18 protein-coding genes and 1 riboswitch are annotated in these 22,451 nt (G+C 66.7%); of the genes, 4 read left to right on the plus strand and 14 right to left on the minus strand.

Annotated elements, in window-relative coordinates; genetic code table 11:
• Positions 1–205: 205 nt before the first annotated feature.
• The 8 genes from V9K93_RS08735 to V9K93_RS08770 form a co-directional block, all read right to left on the minus strand.
• Positions 206–553, minus strand: a complete 348-nt coding sequence (locus V9K93_RS08735) for a lipid-A-disaccharide synthase N-terminal domain-containing protein (RefSeq protein WP_046983511.1) — start codon at positions 551–553, stop codon at positions 206–208.
• The gene (locus V9K93_RS08740; RefSeq protein WP_046983445.1) at positions 553–1,275 is read right to left on the minus strand and encodes a glycosyltransferase family 2 protein; all 723 of its coding nucleotides are present in this window, start codon (positions 1,273–1,275) and stop codon (positions 553–555) included. Before V9K93_RS08740 ends, V9K93_RS08735 begins: the two co-directional genes overlap by 1 nt.
• 89 nt (positions 1,276–1,364) lie before the next feature.
• Positions 1,365–2,330, minus strand: a complete 966-nt coding sequence (locus V9K93_RS08745; RefSeq protein ID WP_046983444.1) for an NAD-dependent epimerase/dehydratase family protein — start codon at positions 2,328–2,330, stop codon at positions 1,365–1,367.
• A 46-nt stretch (positions 2,331–2,376) separates the two neighbouring features.
• Complete coding sequence (locus V9K93_RS08750) at positions 2,377–3,108, minus strand: suppressor of fused domain protein (RefSeq protein ID WP_046983443.1); 732 nt, start codon at positions 3,106–3,108, stop codon at positions 2,377–2,379.
• Between the two features lie 127 nt (positions 3,109–3,235).
• Positions 3,236–4,159, minus strand: coding sequence for a ParB/RepB/Spo0J family partition protein (locus V9K93_RS08755; RefSeq protein WP_046983442.1), 924 nt, complete (start codon positions 4,157–4,159; stop codon positions 3,236–3,238).
• Entirely contained in the window at positions 4,159–4,956 is a 798-nt protein-coding gene (locus V9K93_RS08760; RefSeq protein ID WP_046983441.1) for a ParA family protein, read from the minus strand. The genes V9K93_RS08755 and V9K93_RS08760 overlap by 1 nt, the downstream gene beginning before the upstream one ends.
• 112 nt (positions 4,957–5,068) lie before the next feature.
• Complete coding sequence (gene rsmG / locus V9K93_RS08765) at positions 5,069–5,707, minus strand: 16S rRNA (guanine(527)-N(7))-methyltransferase RsmG (protein WP_032128471.1); 639 nt, start codon at positions 5,705–5,707, stop codon at positions 5,069–5,071.
• A gap of 39 nt (positions 5,708–5,746) precedes the next feature.
• On the minus strand, positions 5,747–6,346 hold the full coding sequence (locus V9K93_RS08770; RefSeq protein WP_046983440.1) for a 4'-phosphopantetheinyl transferase family protein: 600 nt from the start codon (positions 6,344–6,346) through the stop codon (positions 5,747–5,749).
• Positions 6,347–6,430: 84 nt separating this feature from the next.
• On the opposite strand from V9K93_RS08770, the gene V9K93_RS08775 reads away from it, so the two are divergent.
• Positions 6,431–6,682, plus strand: coding sequence for a GlsB/YeaQ/YmgE family stress response membrane protein (locus V9K93_RS08775; RefSeq protein WP_012512507.1), 252 nt, complete (start codon positions 6,431–6,433; stop codon positions 6,680–6,682).
• A gap of 72 nt (positions 6,683–6,754) precedes the next feature.
• On the opposite strand, the gene xth is transcribed toward V9K93_RS08775, so the two are convergent.
• The 4 genes from xth to V9K93_RS08795 form a co-directional block, all read right to left on the minus strand.
• Positions 6,755–7,522: an exodeoxyribonuclease III gene (xth, locus tag V9K93_RS08780; protein WP_253078555.1), complete on the minus strand. Its 768-nt coding sequence runs from the start codon at positions 7,520–7,522 to the stop codon at positions 6,755–6,757.
• Positions 7,523–7,790: 268 nt separating this feature from the next.
• Positions 7,791–9,200, minus strand: a complete 1,410-nt coding sequence (locus V9K93_RS08785) for a coniferyl aldehyde dehydrogenase (RefSeq protein WP_337302393.1) — start codon at positions 9,198–9,200, stop codon at positions 7,791–7,793.
• A 154-nt stretch (positions 9,201–9,354) separates the two neighbouring features.
• A complete protein-coding gene (locus tag V9K93_RS08790) occupies positions 9,355–11,016 on the minus strand; it encodes an MFS transporter (RefSeq protein WP_253078553.1) in 1,662 nt (553 codons plus the stop codon).
• A 78-nt stretch (positions 11,017–11,094) separates the two neighbouring features.
• Positions 11,095–12,522: a DcaP family trimeric outer membrane transporter gene (locus tag V9K93_RS08795; protein WP_046983432.1), complete on the minus strand. Its 1,428-nt coding sequence runs from the start codon at positions 12,520–12,522 to the stop codon at positions 11,095–11,097.
• Between the two features lie 245 nt (positions 12,523–12,767).
• Between V9K93_RS08795 and acs the strand changes: the two genes are divergently transcribed.
• From acs to V9K93_RS08810, 3 genes are all read left to right on the plus strand, one after another.
• Positions 12,768–14,711 carry an acetate--CoA ligase gene (gene acs / locus V9K93_RS08800; RefSeq protein ID WP_100469970.1) on the plus strand — a complete coding sequence of 648 codons (1,944 nt, stop codon included), beginning with the start codon at positions 12,768–12,770 and terminating at the stop codon, positions 14,709–14,711.
• 80 nt (positions 14,712–14,791) lie between these two features.
• The gene (locus V9K93_RS08805; protein WP_046982592.1) at positions 14,792–15,457 is read left to right on the plus strand and encodes a response regulator transcription factor; all 666 of its coding nucleotides are present in this window, start codon (positions 14,792–14,794) and stop codon (positions 15,455–15,457) included.
• A 223-nt stretch (positions 15,458–15,680) separates the two neighbouring features.
• Positions 15,681–15,770: riboswitch (yybP-ykoY riboswitch) on the plus strand.
• Between the two features lie 88 nt (positions 15,771–15,858).
• Positions 15,859–16,434: a manganese efflux pump MntP gene (locus V9K93_RS08810; RefSeq protein WP_337302394.1), complete on the plus strand. Its 576-nt coding sequence runs from the start codon at positions 15,859–15,861 to the stop codon at positions 16,432–16,434.
• Positions 16,435–16,590: 156 nt separating this feature from the next.
• On the opposite strand, the gene V9K93_RS08815 is transcribed toward V9K93_RS08810, so the two are convergent.
• Positions 16,591–20,037 (minus strand): hybrid sensor histidine kinase/response regulator, encoded by a 3,447-nt coding sequence (locus V9K93_RS08815; RefSeq protein WP_046982590.1) that lies wholly within the window; start codon positions 20,035–20,037, stop codon positions 16,591–16,593.
• Positions 20,038–20,172: 135 nt separating this feature from the next.
• Positions 20,173–22,320, minus strand: a complete 2,148-nt coding sequence (locus V9K93_RS08820; protein ID WP_337302395.1) for a S46 family peptidase — start codon at positions 22,318–22,320, stop codon at positions 20,173–20,175.
• Positions 22,321–22,451 lie beyond the last annotated feature (131 nt).

Below are 22,451 nucleotides of genomic sequence, written 5' to 3' on the forward strand. Positions count from 1 at the left end.
CAACCTTGGTTGGCAGACGGGGAGACCCAGCGCCGAAGGCGCGTGGTAGCGCGGGGCCATGCCCCGCGAGCGCGCAGCGCGGCCGACGGATACAGCCGCCGGGCATGGCCCGGCGCTACCGATGCACGGCCGCTCTGGTAGCTGCCAACCTTGGTTGGCACCCGTAGAATCCCAGCGCCAACCAAGGTTGGCATCTACCGAAGACCTAGTGGCTGGCCTTGTCCCGCTTCCAGCCGCGGTGCTTGATGTCCAGCTGCAGGCTGTACAGCGCGGTGAACGCCGGGAACAGGTTCTGCAGCACGCCCACCGAGTCCTGCTTGGCCGAGAACAGGAAGTAGCTCAGCGTCATCAGGCTGCCGACCACGCTCATGTACCAGAACAGGCGCGGGATGACCGGCTTGCCGGCGCGCTTGGAGGCAACGAACTGGACCAGCCAGCGGCCGCCGAACATCAGCGCACCGGTGTAGCCGATCAGCTTCCAGCCGGTCACATGCAGGCCGGTCCAGTACAGCCAGGTCAGCGGCTGGTCGAGCCAGTGCAGTGCCAGTGCCATCATCGCTCTTCCACCGCGGTGCGCTTGCTGCGGGTGATCAGCCAGGCCACGCCACGCAGGTCACGGATGCCGACCAGCGCGCGGCCCAGGTTGTTGTACTTGGACACGCCGGCCGTACGGTGGCGATGGTTGACCGGCACGCTGGTGGTCTTCCAGCCGGCACGCTGCATCAGCGCCGGCAGGTAGCGATGCATGTGGTCGAAGTACGGCAGATCGAGGAAGGCGTTGCGCTCGAACAGCTTGATACCGCAGCCGGTATCGGGAGTGTCATCGCGCAGCATGCGTGCGCGGATGGCGTTGGCCCACTTGCTGGCCCAGCGCTTGCTGCCGCTGTCCTGGCGGTTGACGCGCCAGCCGGCGAACAGCTTTACCTGCGCCGCTGCGGCGTCACGGGCAGCCAGCAGCTTGGGAATGTCGGCCGGATCATTCTGGCCATCGCCATCGAGGGTGGCGATCCACGGCGCACGAGCGTGCTTGACGCCGGTGCGCACAGCCGTGCTCTGCCCACTCTGGTTCACGTGGTGCAGCACCCGCAGTTCCGGGGTGGTGGCCTTCAGGCCCTGCAGCACCGCCAGAGTGTCATCGCGCGAGTGGTCATCGATGTAGACGATCTCGAACGGCAACCGGCCACGCAGGGCAGCGGTGATCTCGGCCACCAGCGGTGCGACGTTGTCGCGCTCGTTGAATACCGGGACGACGACGGAAAGCTCGGGTTGGCTCATGGGGGACTCGGCCAAGAGGGAACAAAGACCGCGCATTCTCCGAAACCAAGGTTATCCGAAGATGAATCCGGTTGTGTGAGGATCCACTCTCAGGCGCGGTCGCCAAAATACTCGCGGCACCACTGCACGACGGGCGGCAGCCCCGCTTCGATCGGGGTCACCGCATCGAAGCCGAATGCGTCATGTGCACGCCGGGTATCCGCCATCGTGCGCACCATGTCGCCCGGCTGCATCGGCTTGTAGACCTTCTGCGCAGGGCGGCCGGCAGCCTGTTCGATCACGCTGATGAAGCGCTCCAGCTCGACCGGCGTATGGTTGCCGAGGTTGAACACCCGGTGCGGCACCGGACCATCGGCCGGATGCGCGAGCGCGCCGAGGATACCGGCCACGATGTCGGAGACATGTGTGAAATCGCGCTGCATGCGGCCTTCGTTGAACACATCGATCGGCCGTCCGGCCAACACCGCGCGCGAGAACAGCAGCGGTGCCATGTCCGGCCGGCCCCACGGCCCGTACACGGTGAAGAAGCGCAGGCCGGTGGCATGCAGACCGTAAAGCTGGGCGTAGGTGTAGGCCATCAGCTCGTTGGCCGCCTTGGTCGCCGCGTACAGCGAGCGCGGCTGGTCCACGCGCTGGTCTTCGGAAAACGGCGGCGTGGCCGAATCACCGTAGACCGAGCTGCTCGACGCATACACCAGGTGCTGCACGCCACGATGGCGGCACAGCTCGAGGATGTTGACGAAGCCGACCAGGTTGCTGTCGACGTAGGCCTGCGGGTTTTCCAGCGAATAGCGCACGCCCGCCTGTGCAGCCAGATGGATCACCGCCGTCGGCTTCACCTCGTCGAACAGCGCGGCCAGGCCCTGCTGGTCGGTCAGGTCGAGGGTGCGCAGGTCCAGCGTCGGGCACAGTGCGGCCACGCGGTCGCGCTTGATCTGCGGGTCGTAGTAGTCGTTGAAGTTGTCCAGGCCGACCACGGGCCGACCCGCCTCCAGCAGCGCGCGGGCGGTGTAGGCACCGATGAAGCCGGCAGCGCCGGTAAGCAGGATGGTCATGGCAGGAGCCCGGAAGCAGAAATTCAGACCCCTGATGTTACCGGTCTCAGAACAAACCGAAACGCTTCCTGGCCACGTTGACGCGCCCGGGCTCGATCACGTCCTGGATGTTCTTCGCATCGAAGCGGTCAAGCAGCGCTTCGGCGCCCTTCTTCAGCTTCAGGTCCATTTCTTCCGGATACAGCGGGATGATGGTCATGAAACTGATGACCTTGCCGTCCTCCAGCGCCAGCTCGGCGAAGTCTTCCGGGGGGGTTACCGGCGGCAGCACGATGGCGCCATCGAAACCCACGCCCGGTGCGTAGGGCTCGCTGGGATGGCCATTGGGAATGGTGTGGCCGAAACCCAGCCAGGTGTCGTACTCGTGCGGCAGCCGTGCCAGTCCCTTCAACAGGCGCACCGGCCAGTAGTTGCGCTCATCCTCGAAGGCGTCCTGCGAGATCGGCCAGTCGGCCGGCAGGGTCACCATCAGTTCCATGTAGCGCGGCACGTCCGCGTCCACCTCGTCGGGCACGGTCATCGGCAGGTCGCTCATGCCCGAGGTCACCAGCCGCAGATACGGAAACTGCTCAGTGGCCGGCACCACGTGCACGTCGATGTGCACCAGGTCGGAGATGATTTCGTGGAAGACACCGGACACCGGGCCGAGATGGCGCTCGATGTGCGCGCCGATCGCCTCGATGTGCTCTTCGCCCTGCGGCGGAGTGAAGTCCTTCTCGCGGCTGTGCACCATGATCGGGCTGCCGCCCGGGCTGACGTCGTCGAAGGCGTTGCTCATGTCCTGCTCCCTGGATGAGACCACGGGCCGGAGAGCAGTGCATCCCACGGCGCGCGCGGCGGTGCGTTCCCTGTCAATTGCAGGACGCGGCAGGAACAGGCCGCGCCCCCCCGTCGCGACGCCGGACTCAGGCCTGGCGGGCGCGCAGCTTTTCCAGCACGCCGTCCAGGGTATCCAGGTCGGTGTAATGGATGATCAGCTTGCCCTTGCCACCGCGGCCGTGGCTGATCGCCACCTTGGCACCCAGCGATTCGGACAGCTCGGTTTCCAGCGAAGCGATATCGGCCTGCTGCACCTTCGGCGTGGCCACCGGACGGTTGCTCGGCACCTTGCCGGCGGCGAAGGCCTGCGCACGGCGCTCGACCTCACGCACCGACCAGCCTTCATCGGCCGCTTCCTGCGCCAGCTTGCCGGCCAGTTCGGGGGCCAGGGTCAGCAGTGCACGGGCGTGGCCCATTTCCAGGCGGCGGGTTTCCAGCAGCAGGCGGATCGCCACCGGCAGCTCCAGCAGGCGCAGCAGGTTGGACACCGCCGCGCGCGAGCGGCCGACGGCCTCGGCGGCCTCGGCATGGGTCAGGGTGAATTCGCTGATCAGGCGCTGCAGCGCCTCGGCTTCTTCCAGCGGGTTGAGGTCTTCGCGCTGGATGTTCTCGATCAGCGCCATCGCGATGACGGTGCGGTCTTCCAGCTCGCGCACCACCACCGGCACTTCGTCCAGGCCGGCCAGCTGCGATGCACGCCAGCGGCGTTCACCGGCGACGATTTCGTAGTTGCCTGCCGGCAGCTGGCGCACCAGGATCGGCTGGATCACGCCCTGCGACTTGATCGAGTCGGCCAGCTCGGACAGCTTGCCCTCGTCCATCTCGCGGCGCGGCTGGTACTTGCCCGGCTGCAACTGGCCCACGGCCAGCTTGCGCAGCACTTCACCCGGCAACGGTTCGATCACCGCGGTGCTGGCCTGCACCTGGCTGACCGCACCCTTGGGACCCAGCAGGGCATCCAGGCCACGGCCGAGGCCTCGCTTCTTGGCTGCCGGCTTGCTGCTGGTCATCAGACGATCTCCACGGCCTTGCCGGCCTTGTTGCGTTCGTTGTTGCGGCGGATGATCTCGCCGGCCAGGCCCAGGTAGGCGACGCCACCGCGCGAGGCGCGGTCGTAGCCGACGATGCTCTGGCCATGGCTGGGCGCCTCGGCCAGGCGCACGTTGCGCGGCACGATGGTGCGGAACACGCGGTCGCCGAAGTGCTCGGTCAGCTCGGCCGAGACCGCGTTGGCCAGGTTGTTGCGCACATCGAACATGGTGCGCAGCACGCCTTCGATCTCCAGCGCCGGGTTGAGGTTGGCACGCAGCGCCTCGATGGTTTCCACCAGCGCGCTCAGGCCTTCCAGTGCGTAGTACTCGCACTGCATCGGCACGATCACCGAGTCGGCGGCGGCCAGCGCGTTGAGCGTCAGCAGCGACAGCGCCGGCGGGCAGTCGATCAGGATGTAGTCGTACTCGTCGCGGATCGGCGCCAGCGCACGCTTCAGGCGCTGCTCGCGCTCGCTCTGCGCCATCAGCTGGATCTCGGCCGCGGTCAGGTCGATGTTGCCCGGCAGCAGGTCGTAGCCTTCGGCGGTCTGCACGCGCACGTCGGCGGCGCTGGACTCGCCCAGCAGCAGGTCGTAGGTGGAGGAGACCAGCTCGCGCTTGTCCACGCCACTGCCCATGGTCGCGTTGCCCTGCGAATCCAGGTCGACCAATAGCACGCGCTTGGGTGCGTTGGCCAGGGAAGCGGCCAGGTTGACGGCGGTCGTGGTCTTGCCGACGCCACCCTTCTGGTTGGCGATGGCGATGATGCGGGCCATGCGGGTGTGCCTCGTCGACGTGTGCTGGGACCGGTCATTATGCGTACAACCGGCCCCTTGCGGAAATCGTGAATCGCCAACCCGTTGTTCCACAAGGGGCTGGCGACGGGAATCAGGGACCTGTAACGGTGACCAGGTGGCGTTCGCCGGCCAGGCCGGGCACGCTCAACGGGGTCACCTCACGCACCTGCCAGCCAGCCGGCAGGTCCGCGATCTCCTCATGCGGGTAGACGCCCTTCATGGCCAGCAGCACGCCACCGGGGCGCAGCAGGTGGCCACCAACGCGGACGATGCCGGCCAGGGTGTCCATCGCGCGCGCGGTCAGCTGGTCGTAGTGGCCAGCTTCGTCCAGCGCCTCGGCGCGCGATTCGGCCACGCGGGCATTGCCCAGACCGAGCTGGCGCACGGCCTCGCGCATGAAGCGCGCCTTCTTGCCGTTGCTCTCCACCAGGGTGACCTGCAGGCCCGGGCAGGCGATCGCCAGCGGGATGCCGGGCAAGCCGGGACCGGTACCGAGGTCGGCCAGGCTGCCATCAGCCACGAACGGCTGCATCGCCAGCGAGTCGAGCAGGTGGCGGGTGACCATCTCCTGCGGGTCGCGGATGGCGGTGAGGTTGTAGGTGCCGTTCCAGCGGTGCAGCAGGGCCAGGTATCGCAGCAGCGGCGGCGCCAGCGCGGCGTCCAGGCCCATGCTGGCCAGGCCCTGTTCCAGCGTGGCAGCCACGCTGGCGGGAAGTGGGTGTTCGCTCATGCCGACATTATCGCCGGTTTTGCGCGCTGATTCCCCGCTTCAGTGCGGATACCAGGCCAGAGCAGCGCGGAATTGCCCGGTGGCCTGCCATTCGTGCAGATGCCAGCGCGCGGCCACGCCCAGTTCCGGGTCGCACCAGCGCAGGTGCAGGGCGCCATCGGCCCCCGGGGCCAGCTGCAGGCGGTGCAGGCCGAACGAGATGCCCTGCCCGTGTGCCTTCAGCATGGCTTCCTTGGCGCACCACACGCGGAAGAACCAGTGCTCGCGCCCGGCCTCGTCCAGGCTTTCCAGCCAGGCCACTTCCTCGGGGTGGAAGAAGCGCTGCACGATCTCCAGCAGGCGGGCCCGCGGCCGCAGCAGCTCCAGGTCGACGCCCAACCGCACGCCCTCGCCCAGTGCCACCAGCAGCACCTCGCCACTGTGGCTCCAGCCAGTGCCGTAGTGGGCCAGCGCGCCGCTCAGCTCCGGCCGGCCCTTGTCATCGCGAACCAGTGGCAGCGTCTCCGGGTCGGTGCCCAGCGCCTGCGCCAGTACCTGTCGCGCCTGCGGTTCGCCGCGGTGGCCCGGCACGTGCGGGCGCCGCCAGACCGTTACCGGGCCGAAGCGCCACGGGCCGTCAAGGGTGGCTGGCAGGCTCATCCGCACGCGCCCATCACGCAATTGCACGACGGGTTCACAGCCATGCGCGTCAACTGGTCACAGTTCCCCACCGGAGGTTCGATCATGGGCATCATCGTTTGGCTGATCGTCGGCGGCATCGTAGGCTGGCTGGCCAGCATCATCATGAAGCGCGATGCCCAGCAGGGCATCATCCTCAACATCGTGGTCGGCATCGTCGGCGCGCTGATTTCCGGCTGGCTGTTCGGCGGCGGCATCAACGAAGCGATCACCATCCGCACCTTCCTGTTCTCGCTGATCGGTGCGGTGATCCTGCTGGCGATCGTCAACCTGTTCACCCGCAAGAGCATACGCTGACGCGGCGGTCGTGCCGGCCGCTGGCCGGCAGACGCACCACAACGGGCCCGGCATTTGTCGGGCCCCGTTCGTTCAACCGATCTGCACCCACGCTGGCGCATGATCGCTGGGGCGTTCCCAGGTACGCGGCTCGCGGTCGATGCCCGAAGCCACCGCACTGCCCTTCAGCGCGTCGGAGACCAGGGTCAGGTCGATGCGCAGGCCCAGGTCGCGGCGGAAACCGGCGGCACGGTAATCCCACCAGCTGAACACACCGGCCTCGTCGTTGTGCAGGCGGAAGCCATCGTGCAGGCCCAGCTGCAGCAGCTTGTTCAATGCACCGCGCTCGGCGGTGGAGGTGAGGATGTGGTTTTCGTTCCACACCTCCGGGTCGTGCACATCGCGCGCATCCGGGGCGATGTTGAAGTCGCCCATCACGATCAGTTTCGGGTGCCGCTGCAGTTCTTCGGCGATCCACGCATGCACCGCTTCCAGCCAGCGCAGCTTGTAGTCGTACTTGTCGGTGCCGATGTCCTGGCCGTTGACCACGTACAGGTTGATCACCCGCAGGTCGCCGAAGGTACCGGCGATGACCCGCTTCTGCTCGTCCTCGAAGCCGGGAATGCCGATCTGCACGTCCTGCGCCGGCTCACGCGACACCAGCGCGACGCCGTTGTAGGTCTTCTGCCCGGCGAACACGCTGCGGTAGCCCGCGGCGATCAGCGCCGAATCGGGGAACTTGTGGTCCTCCAGCTTGGTTTCCTGGATACCGACGATGTCCGGGCCGAAGTCCTTGAGCCACTGCTCCAGGTGCGGCAGGCGGACGTTGAGCGAATTGACGTTCCACGAGGCGATCTTCATGCGGGCATTCTACCCGGGTGGGCTTTGGTAGAGGCCGACCTTGGTCGGCACCATGCTTCCCGCTGTTGCCTTGGTAGAGGCCGACCTTGGTCGGCGCTTGGGGTTCACGCGTGCCAACCAAGGTTGGCACCTACCGGAACCGGCCGCGCGGGTTGGCCCCTACCGGTAGTGCCGGCCGCTGGCCGGCAACCCGATAACCCTTCCGGCAAGACCCTGCACCTGCCGGCCAGCGGCCGGCACTACCACTGGATGCACGCCCTGCCTGGATTCATCGCAGCAGCAGTTTCAACAACCCCGCAATCTTCGAATACGGCGGCCGCAGCCGGTCACTGGCCGCCCAGCGCGACTGCCACAGCACCGGCAGCCGCTTGCTCATCGCATCGAACCCGGCCCTGCCGTGGTACGCGCCCATGCCGCTGGCCCCTACCCCGCCAAACGGCAGGCCATCGGCCGCGAAGTGCAGCAGGGTGTCATTGACTGTCACCCCGCCGGCCACCACCTGGCCGAGGATGCGCTCCACCGTCGCCCTGTCGTGGCTGAAGGGATACAGCGCCAGCGGCCGGTCGCGGGACAGCACGTCGGCCAGCGCAGCATCCAGATCCGGGTACGCCCGCACCGGGAGGATCGGCCCGAAGATCTCCTCGCGCATCAGGTCCAGGTCGTCCGGCGGGTCCAGCACCACGGTGGGCACCAGCAGACGCTCGCGGTCGGCGCGCGCATCGTCCACCTGAGCCAAAGGAATCACCGGCACGCCGCGTTCGCGCGCCTGCGCCAGATAGCCCTGCAGGCGCCGGTACTGGGCCTCATTGATGATGCGCGTGTAATCGTCGGCATCGCTGAAATCGCCGTAGCGTTCGCGCACCTGCTGCTGCAGCGTCTGCACGAACTCGCGCTGGCGCGCGGTATCGATCAGCACGTAATCAGGCGCGATGCAGGTCTGGCCAGCGTTGAACCACTTGCCGGTGGCCAGCCGCGCTGCGGCTTTGTCCAGTGGGAAATCGCGGCAGACGATGGCCGGCGACTTGCCGCCCAGTTCCAGCGTGACCGGCACCAGATGCTCGGCGGCGGCCGCCATTACCTTGCGGCCCACCGCGGTGGAGCCGGTGAACAGCAGATGGTCCAGCGGCAGCGATGACACCGCCGCGGCCACGTCCGCCCCACCCTGCACCACCGCCACCCGATTGGGCGGGAACACGCTGGCCAGCAGATCGGCCAGGAATGCACTGGTGCGCGGCGTGTGTTCGGAGGGTTTGAGCAGCACGTGGTTGCCGGCGGCAATCGCGGTGGCCAGCGGTACCAGTGCCAACGTGACCGGGTAGTTCCAGGGCGAGATCACCCCGACCACGCCCAGCGGCGTCGGCCGCAGCTGCGCGCGCGCCGGCCACAGCCGCCAACCGGCGCCCACCCGCTGCGACTTCGACCAGCGCCGCAGGTGACGGCGCAGGTGGTCGATGGCCGACAGCACGCTCATGCCATCGGCCAGCTTGGATTCGACGTGGGCGCGATGGCCGAAGTCCTCGGCGATGGCCTGGGCCATTTCGTCCAGACGCGGCTTCAACGCATCGCGCAGGCGGCGCAGGTCAGCTTCGCGCTGATCGAGCGTGGGCCGCTGCGACTGCCAGGCGCTGCGCAGGGTGTGCAGGATGGCGGGAAGGTCGGCTGGGACGGTGGTGGTCATGGGCCGACTATACGGGTGCGACACGTCTCGATGGGGTCAGATCCCTTTCGCAAGCGAAAAGGATCTGACCCCAAAAACAGGGAAACAAAAAGGCCGCGGTCTGCACCGCGGCCCCTGAAACCCGGTGGGTGCCGACCGTTGGTCGGCACACCGGTTATTTGGTGATATCCACGTCCTTGGTTTCGCGCAGGAACAGGCCGCCGATCACCACCGACATCAGCGCGATGATGATGGGGTACCACAGGCCGTAGTACAGGTTGCCGGTGCCGGCCACCAGCGCGAACGAGATCGCCGGCAGGAAGCCACCGAACCAGCCGTTGCCGATGTGGTACGGCAGCGACATCGAGGTGTAGCGGATGCGGGTCGGGAACAGTTCGACCAGGTAGGCGGCGATCGGGCCGTAGACCATGGTCACGTACAGCACCAGCAGCCACAGCATGAAGATGGTGCCGGCGATGTTGATGCGTGCGCCGTCGGCCTTGGCCGGGTAACCAGCAGTGGCCAGGGCGGTCTTCAGCTCCGCACCGAACGCATCGGCCTTGGCTTTGCCGTCTTCCTTGGTCAGGCCGGCGGCTTCGTACGAGGTCACGCTGGCGCTGCCCACGTTCACCATCGCCAGCGAACCAGCGGCGGCGGGCTGCACGTCGTACGGCACACCGGCCTTGGTCAGCGCGGCGGTGGCCACGTCGCAGGAGCTGGTGAACTTGCGCAGGCCGACCGGATCGAACTGGAACGAACAGGTGTTCGGATCGGCAACCACCAGCGCCGGCGAATTGGTGCGGGCTTCTTCGATGGCCGGGTTGGCGAAGTGGGTCAGGCCCTTGAAGATCGGGATGTAGGTGACGGCGGCCAGCAGGCAGCCGGCCAGGATGATCTTCTTGCGGCCGATACGGTCGGACAGCCAGCCGAAGAAGATGAAGAACGGCACGCCCAGCGCCAGCGCGGCGGCGATCAGCAGGTAGGAAGTGGTGGCGTCGACCTTCAGCATGCTGCTGAGGAAGAACAGCGCGTAGAACTGACCGCCGTACCACACCACCGCCTGACCGGCCGCAGCACCCAGCAGAACCAGCAGCATCAGCTTCAGGTTGCCGCCCTTCAGGCTGTCACGGAACGGCGTCTTGGAACCCTTGCCCTCCGACTTCATCTGCTGGAACAGCGGCGACTCGCTCAGCTGCAGGCGGATCCACACCGACACGCCCAGCAGCACGATCGAGACCAGGAACGGAATGCGCCAGCCCCAGGCTTCGAAGGCTTCGTTGCCGAGGAAGTAGCGGCAGGCCAGGATGATCAGCAGCGACATGAACAGACCGAGCGTGGCCGTGCACTGGATGAAGCTGGTGTACAGGCCACGCTTGTCGTCCGGCGCATGCTCGGCCACGTAGGTGGCGGCACCGCCGTACTCGCCGCCCATCGCCAGGCCCTGGGCCAGGCGCAGGATGATCAGGATCACCGGTGCGGCGAAACCGATCGAAGCGTAGTTGGGCAGCACACCGACCAGGAAGGTCGAGATGCCCATGATCAGGATGGTGACCAGGAAGGTGTACTTGCGGCCGATGCGATCGCCGAGGCTGCCGAAGAAGGCCGCGCCGAACGGGCGCACGAAGAAGCCGGCCGCGAAGGCCAGCAGGGCAAAGATCATGCCCGTGGTTTCATTGACACCACTGAAGAACTGCTTGGCGATGATCGCCGCAAGCGAGCCGTACAGGAAGAAGTCATACCACTCGAACACCGTGCCGAGGCTCGACGCGAAAATGACCTTCTTGTGGCCCTGGGTCAGGGTGCCCGCTTTGTGTGCGGTGCTGGGTGTGCTGGACATGGGACGCTTTCCCTCTGTAGATGCCGACCGTTGGTCGACACGCAATTCGGTAGGTGCCGGCCGTTGGCCGGCACGCTCTTAGAAGCTGTACTTCGTGGTGAACTGCAACCGGGTGATGTCACCCTTGTTGCCGTTCTCCACTTCGCGACGGCCATACATCAGCTCTGCACCGATATCGACCTTGGGCAGCGGCGAGTAGAAGATGTTGCCGCGGATGCTCTGCACGCTCTTGGTCACCAGCGGGCCGAGGATGCTGTCGTTGTCGTAGTCGCTGCGCGCGTAGATCAGGTTGGTGCGCAGCTTCGGCGAGAACGCGTGCCGCCAGCCCACGTAGCCGGCAAGCACGCCGGTCGGGTTGAGCTCGTCGCGGGCCACGTCGTAGGCACTGTCGGCGGTGATGCCCAGGCCGATGTAGCGGGCGATGCCTTCGCCGCCGGTCAGCTGGTAGTGCAGCGAATCGCTGTCACCCATCACCCACTTGCCGCCCAGGGTCAGGCCGCCGGCCACCTTGTCGGCCTTGGCGCCGGTGGCCTGGTTGTCGACCTTCAGCTGACGGACGATGCCGCCGACGCCGAAGGTGCCCCAGTTGCCCTTCCAGCCGTAACGCATCGTCAGATCAGGCAGGCTGCCACGATCGGAGTTGGCGCTGGCATTGGTCCACGCACCGGTAACCGGGTTGCGGGTACCGGTGAGGGTGGTGGTTTCCGGGTTTTCCAGCGCGACGCTGAAGCCGCCCTGGGTGTAGCGCACCTGCGCCTGACGCACGAAGATCACGCCGTCGGTGGGGCCGACGAAGTCGACCGCTTCCGGCAGTGCGGCCGCGTCCATGAAGTTGGACCAGGTCTGGCCCGCCATCCAGTTGTTCCAGTACATGTAGGCGTGGCGCAGGGTCACACCGTAGGTATTGGTCGCGGTCTGGTTGCCCAGCGAATTGCCGAAGAAGTCCATCTCGAAGAACGCACCGGCCTTGTTGCCCGATTCGCTCACGTTGTCGATGCCCAGGTTGAAGCGCGAGAACTTGGCATGGGCGTTGAAGTCAGTGCCCGAACGCTTGCCGCTGCCGCCGGCGCCTTCCACCGGCGTCTGGCCCGGCAGATACAGCGAGCGGCCGGTGGCGTCGTCGGCCAGCTGGCCATCGCTGGTCTGGGTGGCGAGGAAGTCGGCCTTGATGAAGCCGCCGATCTTGACCGTGGTGCCCGGCGCGGCGCCTGGGGTGATGGTGGTGACCTGGATCGGCTGCTTGCCGGTCGGCACCGAGGCGACCGGCTTCTGCTCGGCCTGCACGGTGCGGACTTCGGTTACGGCCTGCTGGGTCTGGCTGATCTGGGTCTGCTGTTGCTGTTGCGAAGACAGCAGCGCCTGGACCTGGCGTTCCAGTTCGGCAACGCGTGCTTCCAGCGCTTTCTCTTTGGCGGTCTCTGCGAACGCCATGCCCGGTGCGACCAGGGCGACCAACAGGCAGGCCGCCAAAGGTTTGCGCACGGCTTTCAACGTACGGTGGCTCATGTTGCCCTCTCTCCCAAGTGGCAAGGTGATGCCGCGCGTGGGGCACGGTCGAGCCGAGACTGCGGGGCGTTCACGCACACCGGCTATTCGCCATTGGTCGAACCCGGCCCTGCAGGACGCTCACTTTCGACCATGGTCTAAGCAAGGTGGTGACGCGGGCGGGGGTGGATGGGGCAAACTGAGGGGGATCGGTCGCTGCGATGCTGCGACCGCACATACAAAGTCAACGTGCAAGTGAGGGTGCCATGGCTGATATCTACCCCGTCGATCCGCAGTTCGCCGCCAAGGCACGCATCGACAAGACGTCCTATGAACAGCAGTACCAGGCTTCGGTGACCGACCCGGATGGTTTCTGGGGCAAGGCCGCCGAGCGCCTGGAGTGGATGCGCAAGCCGACGAAGATCAAGAACGTCAACTACGACCTGTCCGACTTCCACATCAAGTGGTTCGAGGATGGCGAGCTCAATGCCAGCGTGAACTGCCTGGACCGCCAGCTGGAGAAGCGTGGCGACAAGACCGCCCTGCTGTTCGAGCCGGACGGTCCGGACGCACCGGCACAGCACGTGACCTATCGCGAGCTGTACGAGCGCACCTGCCGCCTCGGCAACGCGCTGCGCAACCTCGGCGTCAAGAAGGGCGACAGGGTCACCATCTACCTGCCGATGATCGTCGACGCCGCCGTGGCCATGCTGGCCTGCGCGCGCATCGGTGCAATCCACTCAGTGGTGTTCGGTGGCTTCGCACCGAACTCGATCGCCGACCGCGTCAGCGACTGCCAGAGCAAGCTGATCATCACCGCCGACGAGGGCCTGCGCGGTGGTCGCAGGATTCCGCTGAAGGCCAATGTTGATGCCGCGCTGAAGCTGCCCGGCACCAATACCGTCGAAACCGTGCTGGTGGTGCGTCACACCGGCGGCGCGGTGGACATGCAGGCACCGCGCGACCGCTGGTTCCACGACGTGGTGGACAGCCAGCCGGCCAGCTGCGAGCCGGAACGCATGAACGCGGAAGACCCGCTGTTCATCCTCTACACCTCCGGTTCCACCGGCAAGCCGAAAGGCGTTCTGCACACGACCGGTGGCTACCTGCTGTATGCGGCCTACACCCATGAAGCGGTGTTCGACCTGCGCGAGGACGACATCTACTGGTGCACCGCCGACGTCGGCTGGGTCACCGGCCACAGCTACATCGTGTACGGCCCGCTGGCCAACGGCGCGACCTCGCTGATGTTCGAAGGCGTGCCGAACTATCCGGATACCTCGCGCTTCTGGAACGTGATCGACAAGCACAAGGTGTCGATCTTCTACACCGCGCCGACCGCCATCCGTGCACTGATGCGCGAAGGCGAGGAGCCGGTGAAGAAGACTTCGCGTGCCTCGCTGCGCCTGCTGGGCAGCGTCGGCGAGCCGATCAACCCGGAAGCCTGGCGCTGGTACTACGAAGTGGTCGGCGACAGCCGCTGCCCGATCGTCGATACCTGGTGGCAGACCGAGACCGGCGGCATCCTGATTTCGCCGCTGGCCGGCGCGATGGACCTCAAGCCGGGTTCGGCCACCCTGCCCTTCTTCGGCGTGCAACCGGCGCTGGTCAATGCCGATGGCGAGATCAAGGACGGCCCGACCGAGGGCAACCTGATCATCCGTGATTCCTGGCCGGGCCAGATGCGCACGGTGTACGGCGACCACCAGCGTTTCATCGATACGTATTTCCGCACCTACCCGGGCAGCTACTTCACCGGTGACGGTTGCCGCCGCGATGAAGACGGCTACTACTGGATCACTGGCCGCGTGGACGATGTGATCAACGTCTCCGGCCACCGCATCGGTACTGCCGAAGTGGAAAGCGCGCTGGTCTCGCACCCGAAGGTGGCCGAAGCCGCCGTGGTCGGGTTCCCCCACGACGTGAAGGGCCAGGGCATCTATGCGTACGTGACGCTGGTGGCCGAAGAGGCGCCAACCGATGAGCTGCACAAGGAGCTGATTGCGTGGGTGCGCAAGGAAATCGGCCCGATCGCCACGCCGGACCACCTGCAGTGGGCGCCGGGCCTGCCCAAGACCCGCTCGGGCAAGATCATGCGCCGCATCCTGCGCAAGATCGCCGAGAACGCACCGGACCAGCTCGGCGACACCTCGACCCTGGCCGATCCGTCGGTGGTGGCGTCGCTGGTGGACGAGCGCAAGGTGCGATGATGCATCACCCGGGGTCAGAGCCCTTTCCGCCGGGAAAGGGCTCTGGCCCCATGTAGCTTCCCCCACGGTTCCCCCCGACCATGACCACCCTCCTGATTGCCGATGACCACCCGCTGTTCCGCGAAGCCCTGCGAGGGGCTGTACAGCGGGTCATCCCCGGCGTGCAGCTGTTCGAAGCCGACAGCGTGGAAGCGCTGTACGCGCTGGCCGACCAGCACAACGATGCCGACCTGGTCCTGATGGACCTCAACATGCCCGGTGCACAGGGTTTCAACGCACTGGTGCACATGCGCTCGTTGCATCCCCACCTGCCGGTGGTGGTGGTGTCCGCGCGCGAAGAAGCGACGGTGATGCGCCGCGCGCTCGACCACGGTGCGCTGGGCTTCATTCCGAAATCCGCCGATTCGGACACCATCGGCCATGCGCTCGGCACCATCCTCGATGGTGAGACCTGGGCACCGCCGGAAGCGCACAACGTGCCGCCCACCGGCAGCGAGGAACGCGAAGTCGGCCACCGCCTGCGCGAACTGACCCCTCAGCAGTTCCGCGTGCTGCAGATGCTCGGCGCCGGTCGCTTGAACAAGCAGATTGCCTACGACCTCAACGTCTCCGAGGCGACGATCAAGGCACATGTCACCGCGATCCTGCGCAAACTGGGCGTGACCAACCGCACCCAGGCCGTGCTGATGGCCGGCAAGCTGGCCATCGACGACGACGCTATCGTGCTGCCGCCGGAAGAAGACTGAAGGTAGTGCCGGCCGCTGGCCGGCAATCGCCTGAAACGCGTGAAATCGCTCTGGTAGGTGCCAAGCTTGCTTGGCGCGCTCTCGGCGTTGCGCATGCCGGCCAGCGGCCGGCACTACCAGGCACCGCTGCGCTCTCGATATAGCCATCGCTATACAAACCAGCCCTGCCTGCGCGTTTCGCTGGAAATGTGCCACGCGCGAATCGCGATGCTAAGCTTCGCGTCCCCTTGGGGAGTAGCCGGATTCCTTCGCAGGAATCGTCCACGTCAACATACTCGGCCAGTGCGCCGTGGCGTGGACAACCATGATGGTTGGCGAGACCAGCGGCCCGCGCGCGCAACGTCAGGTTGGGCGCGAGCGCAGGCCGTGCGTCCGCCCTAGCCCGACCTCAGCCGCCGCCCATGTCCCCCATTTCGATCCTCCTGATCGGCTTTGCCATGTCCACCGATGCCTTCGCCGCGGCGATCGGCAAGGGTGCGGCCATGCGCAAGCCGGTGTTCCGCGACGCACTGCGTGCCGGCATCATCTTCGGCGTCATCGAGGCGATCACGCCCATCATCGGCTGGCTGCTCGGCCGCGCCGCGCTGCAGTACGTCGAAGCCTTCGACCACTGGATCGCCTTCGGCCTGCTCGGCGCGCTGGGCATCCACATGATCTACAACGGCCTTCGCCCGGACAATGCCGAGGATGACGAAGACCCCTCGCAGCAGCACGGCTTCTGGAAGCTGGCGCTGACCGGTTTCGCCACCAGCATCGACGCAATGGCGGTGGGTATCGGCCTGGCCTTCATGGATGTGCATATCGGCGTGATGGCTGCGGTCATCGGCCTGTGCACGCTGACCATGGTCACCGTCGGCATCATGCTCGGCCGCGTGCTGGGCAGCATGGTCGGCAAGCGCGCCGAGATCATCGGCGGCGTGATCCTGGTGATCATCGGCGCGACGATCCTGTACGAACACCTGCATGGCGTGGGGTAACGCACCCGCGATTACGTGGTTGCCGGCCAGCGGCCGGCACTACCAGGCATCACATCCACGCATGGCGTGGATCTACTGCCAGGCCGATGAAGCTTTGGTAGATGCCAGGCTTGGCTGGCATGGTTTCACGTTACGGTTGCCGGCCAGCGGCCGGCATTACTGCGCATCACGCAGCGCGCCCAGGAAGGCGCGCAGCGAGGCCGGCTTGATCGGCTTGGTCAGCACGCGGTATCCCCGTTCGCGTGCCATCCGCTTCAGCTCGTCGCGACCATCGGCAGTCAGCAGCGCGCCGGGCAGTGGGTAGCCGGCCGCCTCGCGCAGCGCCACCAGCGCATCCAAGCCATCCATGCGGTCGTGCAGGTGGTAATCGACCAGCATCACCTGCGGGCGCTCGGCGATCTTCTCCAGTGCCTGGTCGACGGTGGCGGCGGTGATCACCTGCACCTGCCAACGGCCCAGCAACGCGCGCATGCCGTCGAGGATCTCTTCGTCGTTGTCCACGCACAGCACGCGCAGGCCCGCCAGCGAATCGCTGCGCACTGGCGCGGCTACGGTCTGTGCAGGTGTGGCCAGCTCGGTATAGCCCGGCAGCGGTGCCACCCGCGGCAGGATGATCGAGAACATCGAACCACTACCCACGCGGCTGCGTGCGTTCAACCGATGATCAAGCAGGCGCGAGATGCGCTGGCAGATCGACAGGCCCAACCCCAGCCCCTGCTCACCCCAGTCGAACGGTTGCTGGTAGCGATGGAACTCGTCGAAGATCTGCCGCATGTGGTGCTCGGGAATACCCGGGCCGGTGTCCCACACCTGCAGTTCCACTTCGTCGCCGCGGTGACGCACCGCCAGCACGATGCGTCCCTGGCGCGTGTAGCGCAGCGCATTGGCGAGGAAGTTCTGCAGCACGCGGCGCAGCAGGCGCCGGTCACTACGAACCCACGCCGGGCGTGCGAACAGGTCCAGGCGCAGGCCACGGCCAGCGGCGACCGGGGTGTACTGCGCGGCCAGCTCGCGCATCAGCGCGCTCACATCGAACTCGCCGATCACCGGGTGCAGGCCACCGGCATCCAGACGTGACACGTCCAGCAGGCCATCAAGCAGTTCCTCGGCCGCACGCAGCGAAGCATCCACGCGCTCGGCCAGATGCTTCTGCTCGTCACTCACATGGTCGCTGTCGCGTAGCGCCGACGCAAACAGCCGCGCGGCATTCAGCGGCTGCAGCACGTCATGGCTGATCGCGGCCAGGAAACGGGTCTTCGACTGCTGCGCGACCTCGGCTTCATGCGAACGCTCGGCCACGCGCTGTTCCAGCGTTTCATTGGCTTCCAGCAGCGCGCGCTCGGCATGCTTGTAGTCGGTGATGTCGTTGTAGCTGGTCACGTAACCGCCGCCGGGCAGCGCCTGGCCACGCATCTCGATCACCTTGCCGTCGCTGCGGGTGCGTTCGAACACGTGCGGTGAACCGGCCCGCATGTAGCCGATACGGCGGTTGATCTGGATTTCGATATCGCCCTCGCCCAGCTCACCACGTTCGGCGTTGTAGCGGATCAGGTCAGCCACCGGCCGGCCGACGTAGAGCATGCCGTCGGGGTAGCCGAACATGTCCTGGTAACGGCGGTTCCATGCAGTCAGGCGCATGTCCGGGTCGACCACGCTGACCCCGGCGCTGATGTTCTCCAGTGTGGTCGAGAGGATCTCGCGGTTGAAGCGCAGCTCCTGCCCGGCTTCATCCAGCACCGCCACCACTTCGCCCAGGTCCATGCCCGAACCACGCAGCAGGCTGGTCAGCAACAGGCGTGCCGATGCCGCGCCGATCGAGGCAGCCAGCAGGCGCTCGGTGAACTGCACCCACGGCCGGTCGGCCGGTGCCGAGGATTGCAGCTCACGGCCCAGTGACTGCGCCTGTTCGAAGAACGAGCGCCGTGCATGGCGTTCACCCACGACGCGCGAGGCCAGCGCCAGCAGGTCGCCCACATGCACGTGACCGGGCCAGCCACCGGCCACCGACGGGCGTTCGGCATACGGGTCGAGGAACGGTGCAGCGCGCAGGCGCTCGTCCACGCCGGGACGCCAGCGCGCGGACACCAGCATCATCGTCGCCGCGTTGACCAGCAGCGACCAGAACGTGCCGTGGGTCAGCGGATCCCAGCCGGTCATGCCGAACAACTGCTGCGGGCGCAGCCAGGCAATACCGAACGGGCCGTTCTGCACCCAGCCGTCGTCCATCCAGCCGGCGATGGTCATCGCCGGCAGCAGCAGGGTGTAGAGCCAGGTGGCGAAGCCCAGCAGCATGCCGGTCTCGACACCGCGACGGCTGGCACCGCGCCAGTACAGGCCACCGATCAGGCCCGGCGCGAACTGGGCCACCGCGGCGAAGGCCATCAGGCCGTACGAGGCCAGCGTGCTGTCGTTGCTGCTGCTGCGGTAGTAGCTGTAAGCCATCAACGCCAGCAGCAGGATCGCCAGGCGGCGGATCCACAACACCCGTGAAGCGACGTCGGCCGCTTCCTGGTGATCACCACTGCGGCGCAGCAGCACCGGCATCACCAGGTCGTTGCTGACCATGGTGGCCAGCGCGATCGAAGACACGATGACCATGCCGGTAGCGGCGGAGAATCCGCCGACGTAGGCGATCAGCGCCAGGGCGTTGCGCCCCTCGGCCAGCGGCAACGCCAGCACCATCGAATCATCGGCGACGCTGCTGCCGGTGCCGAACAGGCTGACACCCGCGGTAGCGATCGGCAGCACCATTGCCGAAATCAGCACCAGGTAACCACCAAACATCCAGCGCGCGCGGCGCACATCGCGCACGTCACCGCATTCAACCACGGCCACGTGGAACTGGCGCGGCAGGCAGATGATGGCGAGGAAACTGAGCAGGGTCTGCGAGATGAAGCCTACCGGCGGCAGCCCGGTGAACAGCGTATGCACCGACTCCACCACCGCCTCGTTGCGGTCGCTGAGCCACACATAGGCGAACACGCCCACCGCCACCATCGCCACCAGCTTGATCACCGATTCCAGCGCGATGGCCAGCATCATGCCGTGGTGGTGCTCGGTGGCATCGACCTGGCGGGTGCCGAACAGGGTGGCGAACAGCGCCATCAACAGCGCCACGTACAGCGCCGGATCGCTGAAGAACCCGGTCGGGCCGGTGTTGCCGGTCAGTACCTGCAGGCTCATTGCCACCGCTTTGTACTGCAGGGCCAGGTACGGAATGATGCCGATCAGCGCAATGATCGCCACCAGCGCCGCCAGCCGCCGTGAGCGGCCGAAACGCGAGGAGATGAAGTCGGCGATCGAGACCACGTTCTGGCTGCGCGCGATCAGCGCCAGGCGTTCGATGATGCGCCAGCCGAACAACAACAACAGCAACGGGCCGATATAGATCGGCAGATAACCCACGCCGTTGCGCACGGCGGTGCCGACTGCGCCGTAGAAGGTCCACGACGAGCAGTACACGGCCAGCGCAAGGCTGTAGACCACTGGCCGCAGCCAGGGTCTATCCGGATACATCGGCCGACGGTCGCCCCACCACGCCACGCCGAACAGCAGCGCAGCATAGGCAACCGAGACCAGCAGCAGGATCCAGCTGGAGACCACGCGCGCGTTTCCGTCGGAAGAACCCGCAGTGTAGGCCAGGCGTGGCCGGGTGTACGGGCTCGTTGGGGGCAACCACCCCCACCAAGGTGGGGGCTTACGCGGTGCGGGCCACAACCGTTGGTCGTGGCCGGCTTCTTATTGGGCCGGAACGCCCATTTCCTTCAGCAGTTCCGGCGCCGGGTAGACCTTGGCCAGCAGCCAGCGCAGGTAGCGCATGTCCACGTGCACGGCGCGCTTGTAGCGCGGGTCGAACCACCAGCTGGCGCTGACCGACTCCCAGTTGCTGTCGAAGTTCAGGCCGATCAGTTCGCCCTTGGCGTTGAGCACCGGCGAGCCGGAGTTGCCACCGGTGGTATCCAGGTTGGTCAGGAAATTGACGGTCTGGGTCTTCAGTGCCGGATCGGCGGTGCTGCCGAAGTCACCCTTGGCGATGGCCGCCAGCAGCGGCTTGGGTGCGTCGAACGGATAGGCGTTGGTGTTCTTCTCGACGATGCCGGCCACGGTGGTCACCGGCGAGTAGGTCACGCCATCGCGCGGGTGCAGCGCCTCGACCTTGCCGTAGCTGATGCGCAGGGTGCGGTTTGCATCCGGGTACACCGCGCGGCCCTGCTTGGCACGCCAGGCGAACAAGGCCTGCATGTAGGCCGGGCGCAGGCGCAGCTGCTCGCCTTCGCGGGTCTTGCTCTCGTTCTCGATGCGCAGCTGCGCGGCCACCAACGGGCCGGCCACGGCGATCAGCGGATCGGCGGCCAATGCCTTGCCTTCGCGCGCAGCAGCGAAGCGCGACAGGCGCTGCGCCTCGTCACCCAGCTGGGTGCCGGCGTACAGGGTGTCCAGTGCCTTGGCCAGCTGCTCCGGGGTACGGCCGAAAGCGGTGTCGAACTCTGCCACGCGCTGCGCGTCCGGCAGCTGCTGGTAGCGGGTCAGCAGGGTGGTCAGCAGCGCCTTCTCGACCTCGGGCGCGTAACGTCGCTGGACCTGCTTGAGCACGCCTTCGATCATCGCCTGGTCGCGCTGCTGGAAACCGCTCTCGCGCTGCGCGTCCGGCTTGGCCGATTCGATGCGCAGGCGTTCCAGCAGCAGCGCCGAGCGCAGCAGCTGGCTCTGTGCGGCCATCTGCTCCAGCAGCAGGTCACGCTCGCCCACCGCCGCGCCCTGCGACAGGTTGGTCAGCAGCGCCTTGATGTCGCCCTGGTACTTGCGGTCGGTGGCCGCCAGCATCGCCGTCTCGTCGGCGGCACGCTGGGCCTTGGCGTCGCTGCGCAGCAGGCCTTCCAGCTCACCCGCGGCGCGCTTGCGGTTGTTCTTCAGCGACTGCAGCTGCGAGGCGTAGCGGGTGCGCGCCTGCGCGTCCTTGGCGCTGGCGGCCTCGATGGTGTCGATCATCTGCTGGAACACCGACACGCGGCGCGGCAGCACGGTATCGATCTGGCCGGCGAATTCGGCGGCGGTGCGATGGCGATAGGTGATGCCCGGGTAACCGGCCAGCATCGCGTAGTCGCCCTCCTTCGGGCCTTCCACCGACATCTGCAGGTGCGCCGGGGCCTGGTAGGGCACGTTGTCCTTGCTGTAGGCGGCCGGCTTGCCGTCCTTGCCCACGTAGGCACGCAGCAGGGTGAAGTCGCCGGTGTGGCGCGGCCACATGAAGTTGTCGATCTCGTCGCCGTAGTTGCCGATCGCACGCGGTGGCGCATAGACCAGGCGCACGTCGCTCAGCTCAAGCTGGGCGATGCGGTAGAAGTCGGTGCCGTAGTACATGTTGGCCACCGAGCAGCGCACGCTGCCGTCCTTCTCGCACTCGGCCACGATCTGCTTGCTGGCCGCATCCACGGCATCGAAGTAGGCACGACCGGTCTTGCCCTTGGCCTGTGCCAGCACCTGGTCGGTCACCTTGTCGAAGCCGACGGTGACCAGTACGCGGAAGTCCGGGTTGGCCGGGCGCTCGTCGGCGCGGCCCTTGGCGATGAAGCCGCCGTTGATCAGGTCGTGCTCGGGCGAGCTGTTGTACTGGATCACGCCCATCGCCACGTGGTGGTTGGTCAGCAGCAGGCCGTCAGCAGACACGAACGAACCGGTGCCGCCACCGGCACGCACCACGGCGCTCAGCGGCGGCGCGGTGACGTTGGCCAGATCGGCCGGATTGCCCTTGAAACCTGCTGCCTGCAGCGGCTTGGCCAGTTCCGGCAGCTGCGTCGGCATCCACATGCCTTCATCGGCGTGGGCGCCGGCGGCGAGGGTCAGGCCCAGGGCCAGGGCGGTGGGAAGGGCTTTGCGTGGTGACATGTGGCAATCCGGTACGACAGAACAGCCCGGGACCATAGCCGCTGGGGGCGGATGGGGCAACGGCCGATGGTTGGGTCGACGTGCACGGTAGTGCCGGCCGCTGGCCGGCAACCCACGCAACTCCGGAGATA

The organism is Stenotrophomonas sp. CCNWLW162 (genome assembly GCF_037203745.1).
Lineage (GTDB): Bacteria > Pseudomonadota > Gammaproteobacteria > Xanthomonadales > Xanthomonadaceae > Stenotrophomonas > Stenotrophomonas maltophilia_AQ.

Bases quoted from the DNA above. Each gene is read 5' to 3' on its own strand.
- xth (WP_253078555.1), bottom strand. From the start codon at position 7,522: ATGAAGATCGCCTCGTGGAACGTCAATTCGCTCAACGTCCGCCTGCCG.
- V9K93_RS08790 (WP_253078553.1), bottom strand. From the start codon at position 11,016: ATGTCCAGCACACCCAGCACCGCACACAAAGCGGGCACCCTGACCCAG.
- V9K93_RS08745 (WP_046983444.1), bottom strand. From the start codon at position 2,330: ATGACCATCCTGCTTACCGGCGCTGCCGGCTTCATCGGTGCCTACACC.
- V9K93_RS08805 (WP_046982592.1), top strand. From the start codon at position 14,792: ATGACCACCCTCCTGATTGCCGATGACCACCCGCTGTTCCGCGAAGCC.
- rsmG (WP_032128471.1), bottom strand. From the start codon at position 5,707: ATGAGCGAACACCCACTTCCCGCCAGCGTGGCTGCCACGCTGGAACAG.
- V9K93_RS08775 (WP_012512507.1), top strand. From the start codon at position 6,431: ATGGGCATCATCGTTTGGCTGATCGTCGGCGGCATCGTAGGCTGGCTG.
- V9K93_RS08735 (WP_046983511.1), bottom strand. From the start codon at position 553: ATGGCACTGGCACTGCACTGGCTCGACCAGCCGCTGACCTGGCTGTAC.
- V9K93_RS08755 (WP_046983442.1), bottom strand. From the start codon at position 4,159: ATGACCAGCAGCAAGCCGGCAGCCAAGAAGCGAGGCCTCGGCCGTGGC.
- V9K93_RS08820 (WP_337302395.1), bottom strand. From the start codon at position 22,320: ATGTCACCACGCAAAGCCCTTCCCACCGCCCTGGCCCTGGGCCTGACC.
- V9K93_RS08810 (WP_337302394.1), top strand. From the start codon at position 15,859: ATGTCCCCCATTTCGATCCTCCTGATCGGCTTTGCCATGTCCACCGAT.
- V9K93_RS08760 (WP_046983441.1), bottom strand. From the start codon at position 4,956: ATGGCCCGCATCATCGCCATCGCCAACCAGAAGGGTGGCGTCGGCAAG.
- V9K93_RS08785 (WP_337302393.1), bottom strand. From the start codon at position 9,200: ATGACCACCACCGTCCCAGCCGACCTTCCCGCCATCCTGCACACCCTG.
- V9K93_RS08795 (WP_046983432.1), bottom strand. From the start codon at position 12,522: ATGAGCCACCGTACGTTGAAAGCCGTGCGCAAACCTTTGGCGGCCTGC.
- V9K93_RS08770 (WP_046983440.1), bottom strand. From the start codon at position 6,346: ATGAGCCTGCCAGCCACCCTTGACGGCCCGTGGCGCTTCGGCCCGGTA.
- acs (WP_100469970.1), top strand. From the start codon at position 12,768: ATGGCTGATATCTACCCCGTCGATCCGCAGTTCGCCGCCAAGGCACGC.
- V9K93_RS08740 (WP_046983445.1), bottom strand. From the start codon at position 1,275: ATGAGCCAACCCGAGCTTTCCGTCGTCGTCCCGGTATTCAACGAGCGC.
- V9K93_RS08750 (WP_046983443.1), bottom strand. From the start codon at position 3,108: ATGAGCAACGCCTTCGACGACGTCAGCCCGGGCGGCAGCCCGATCATG.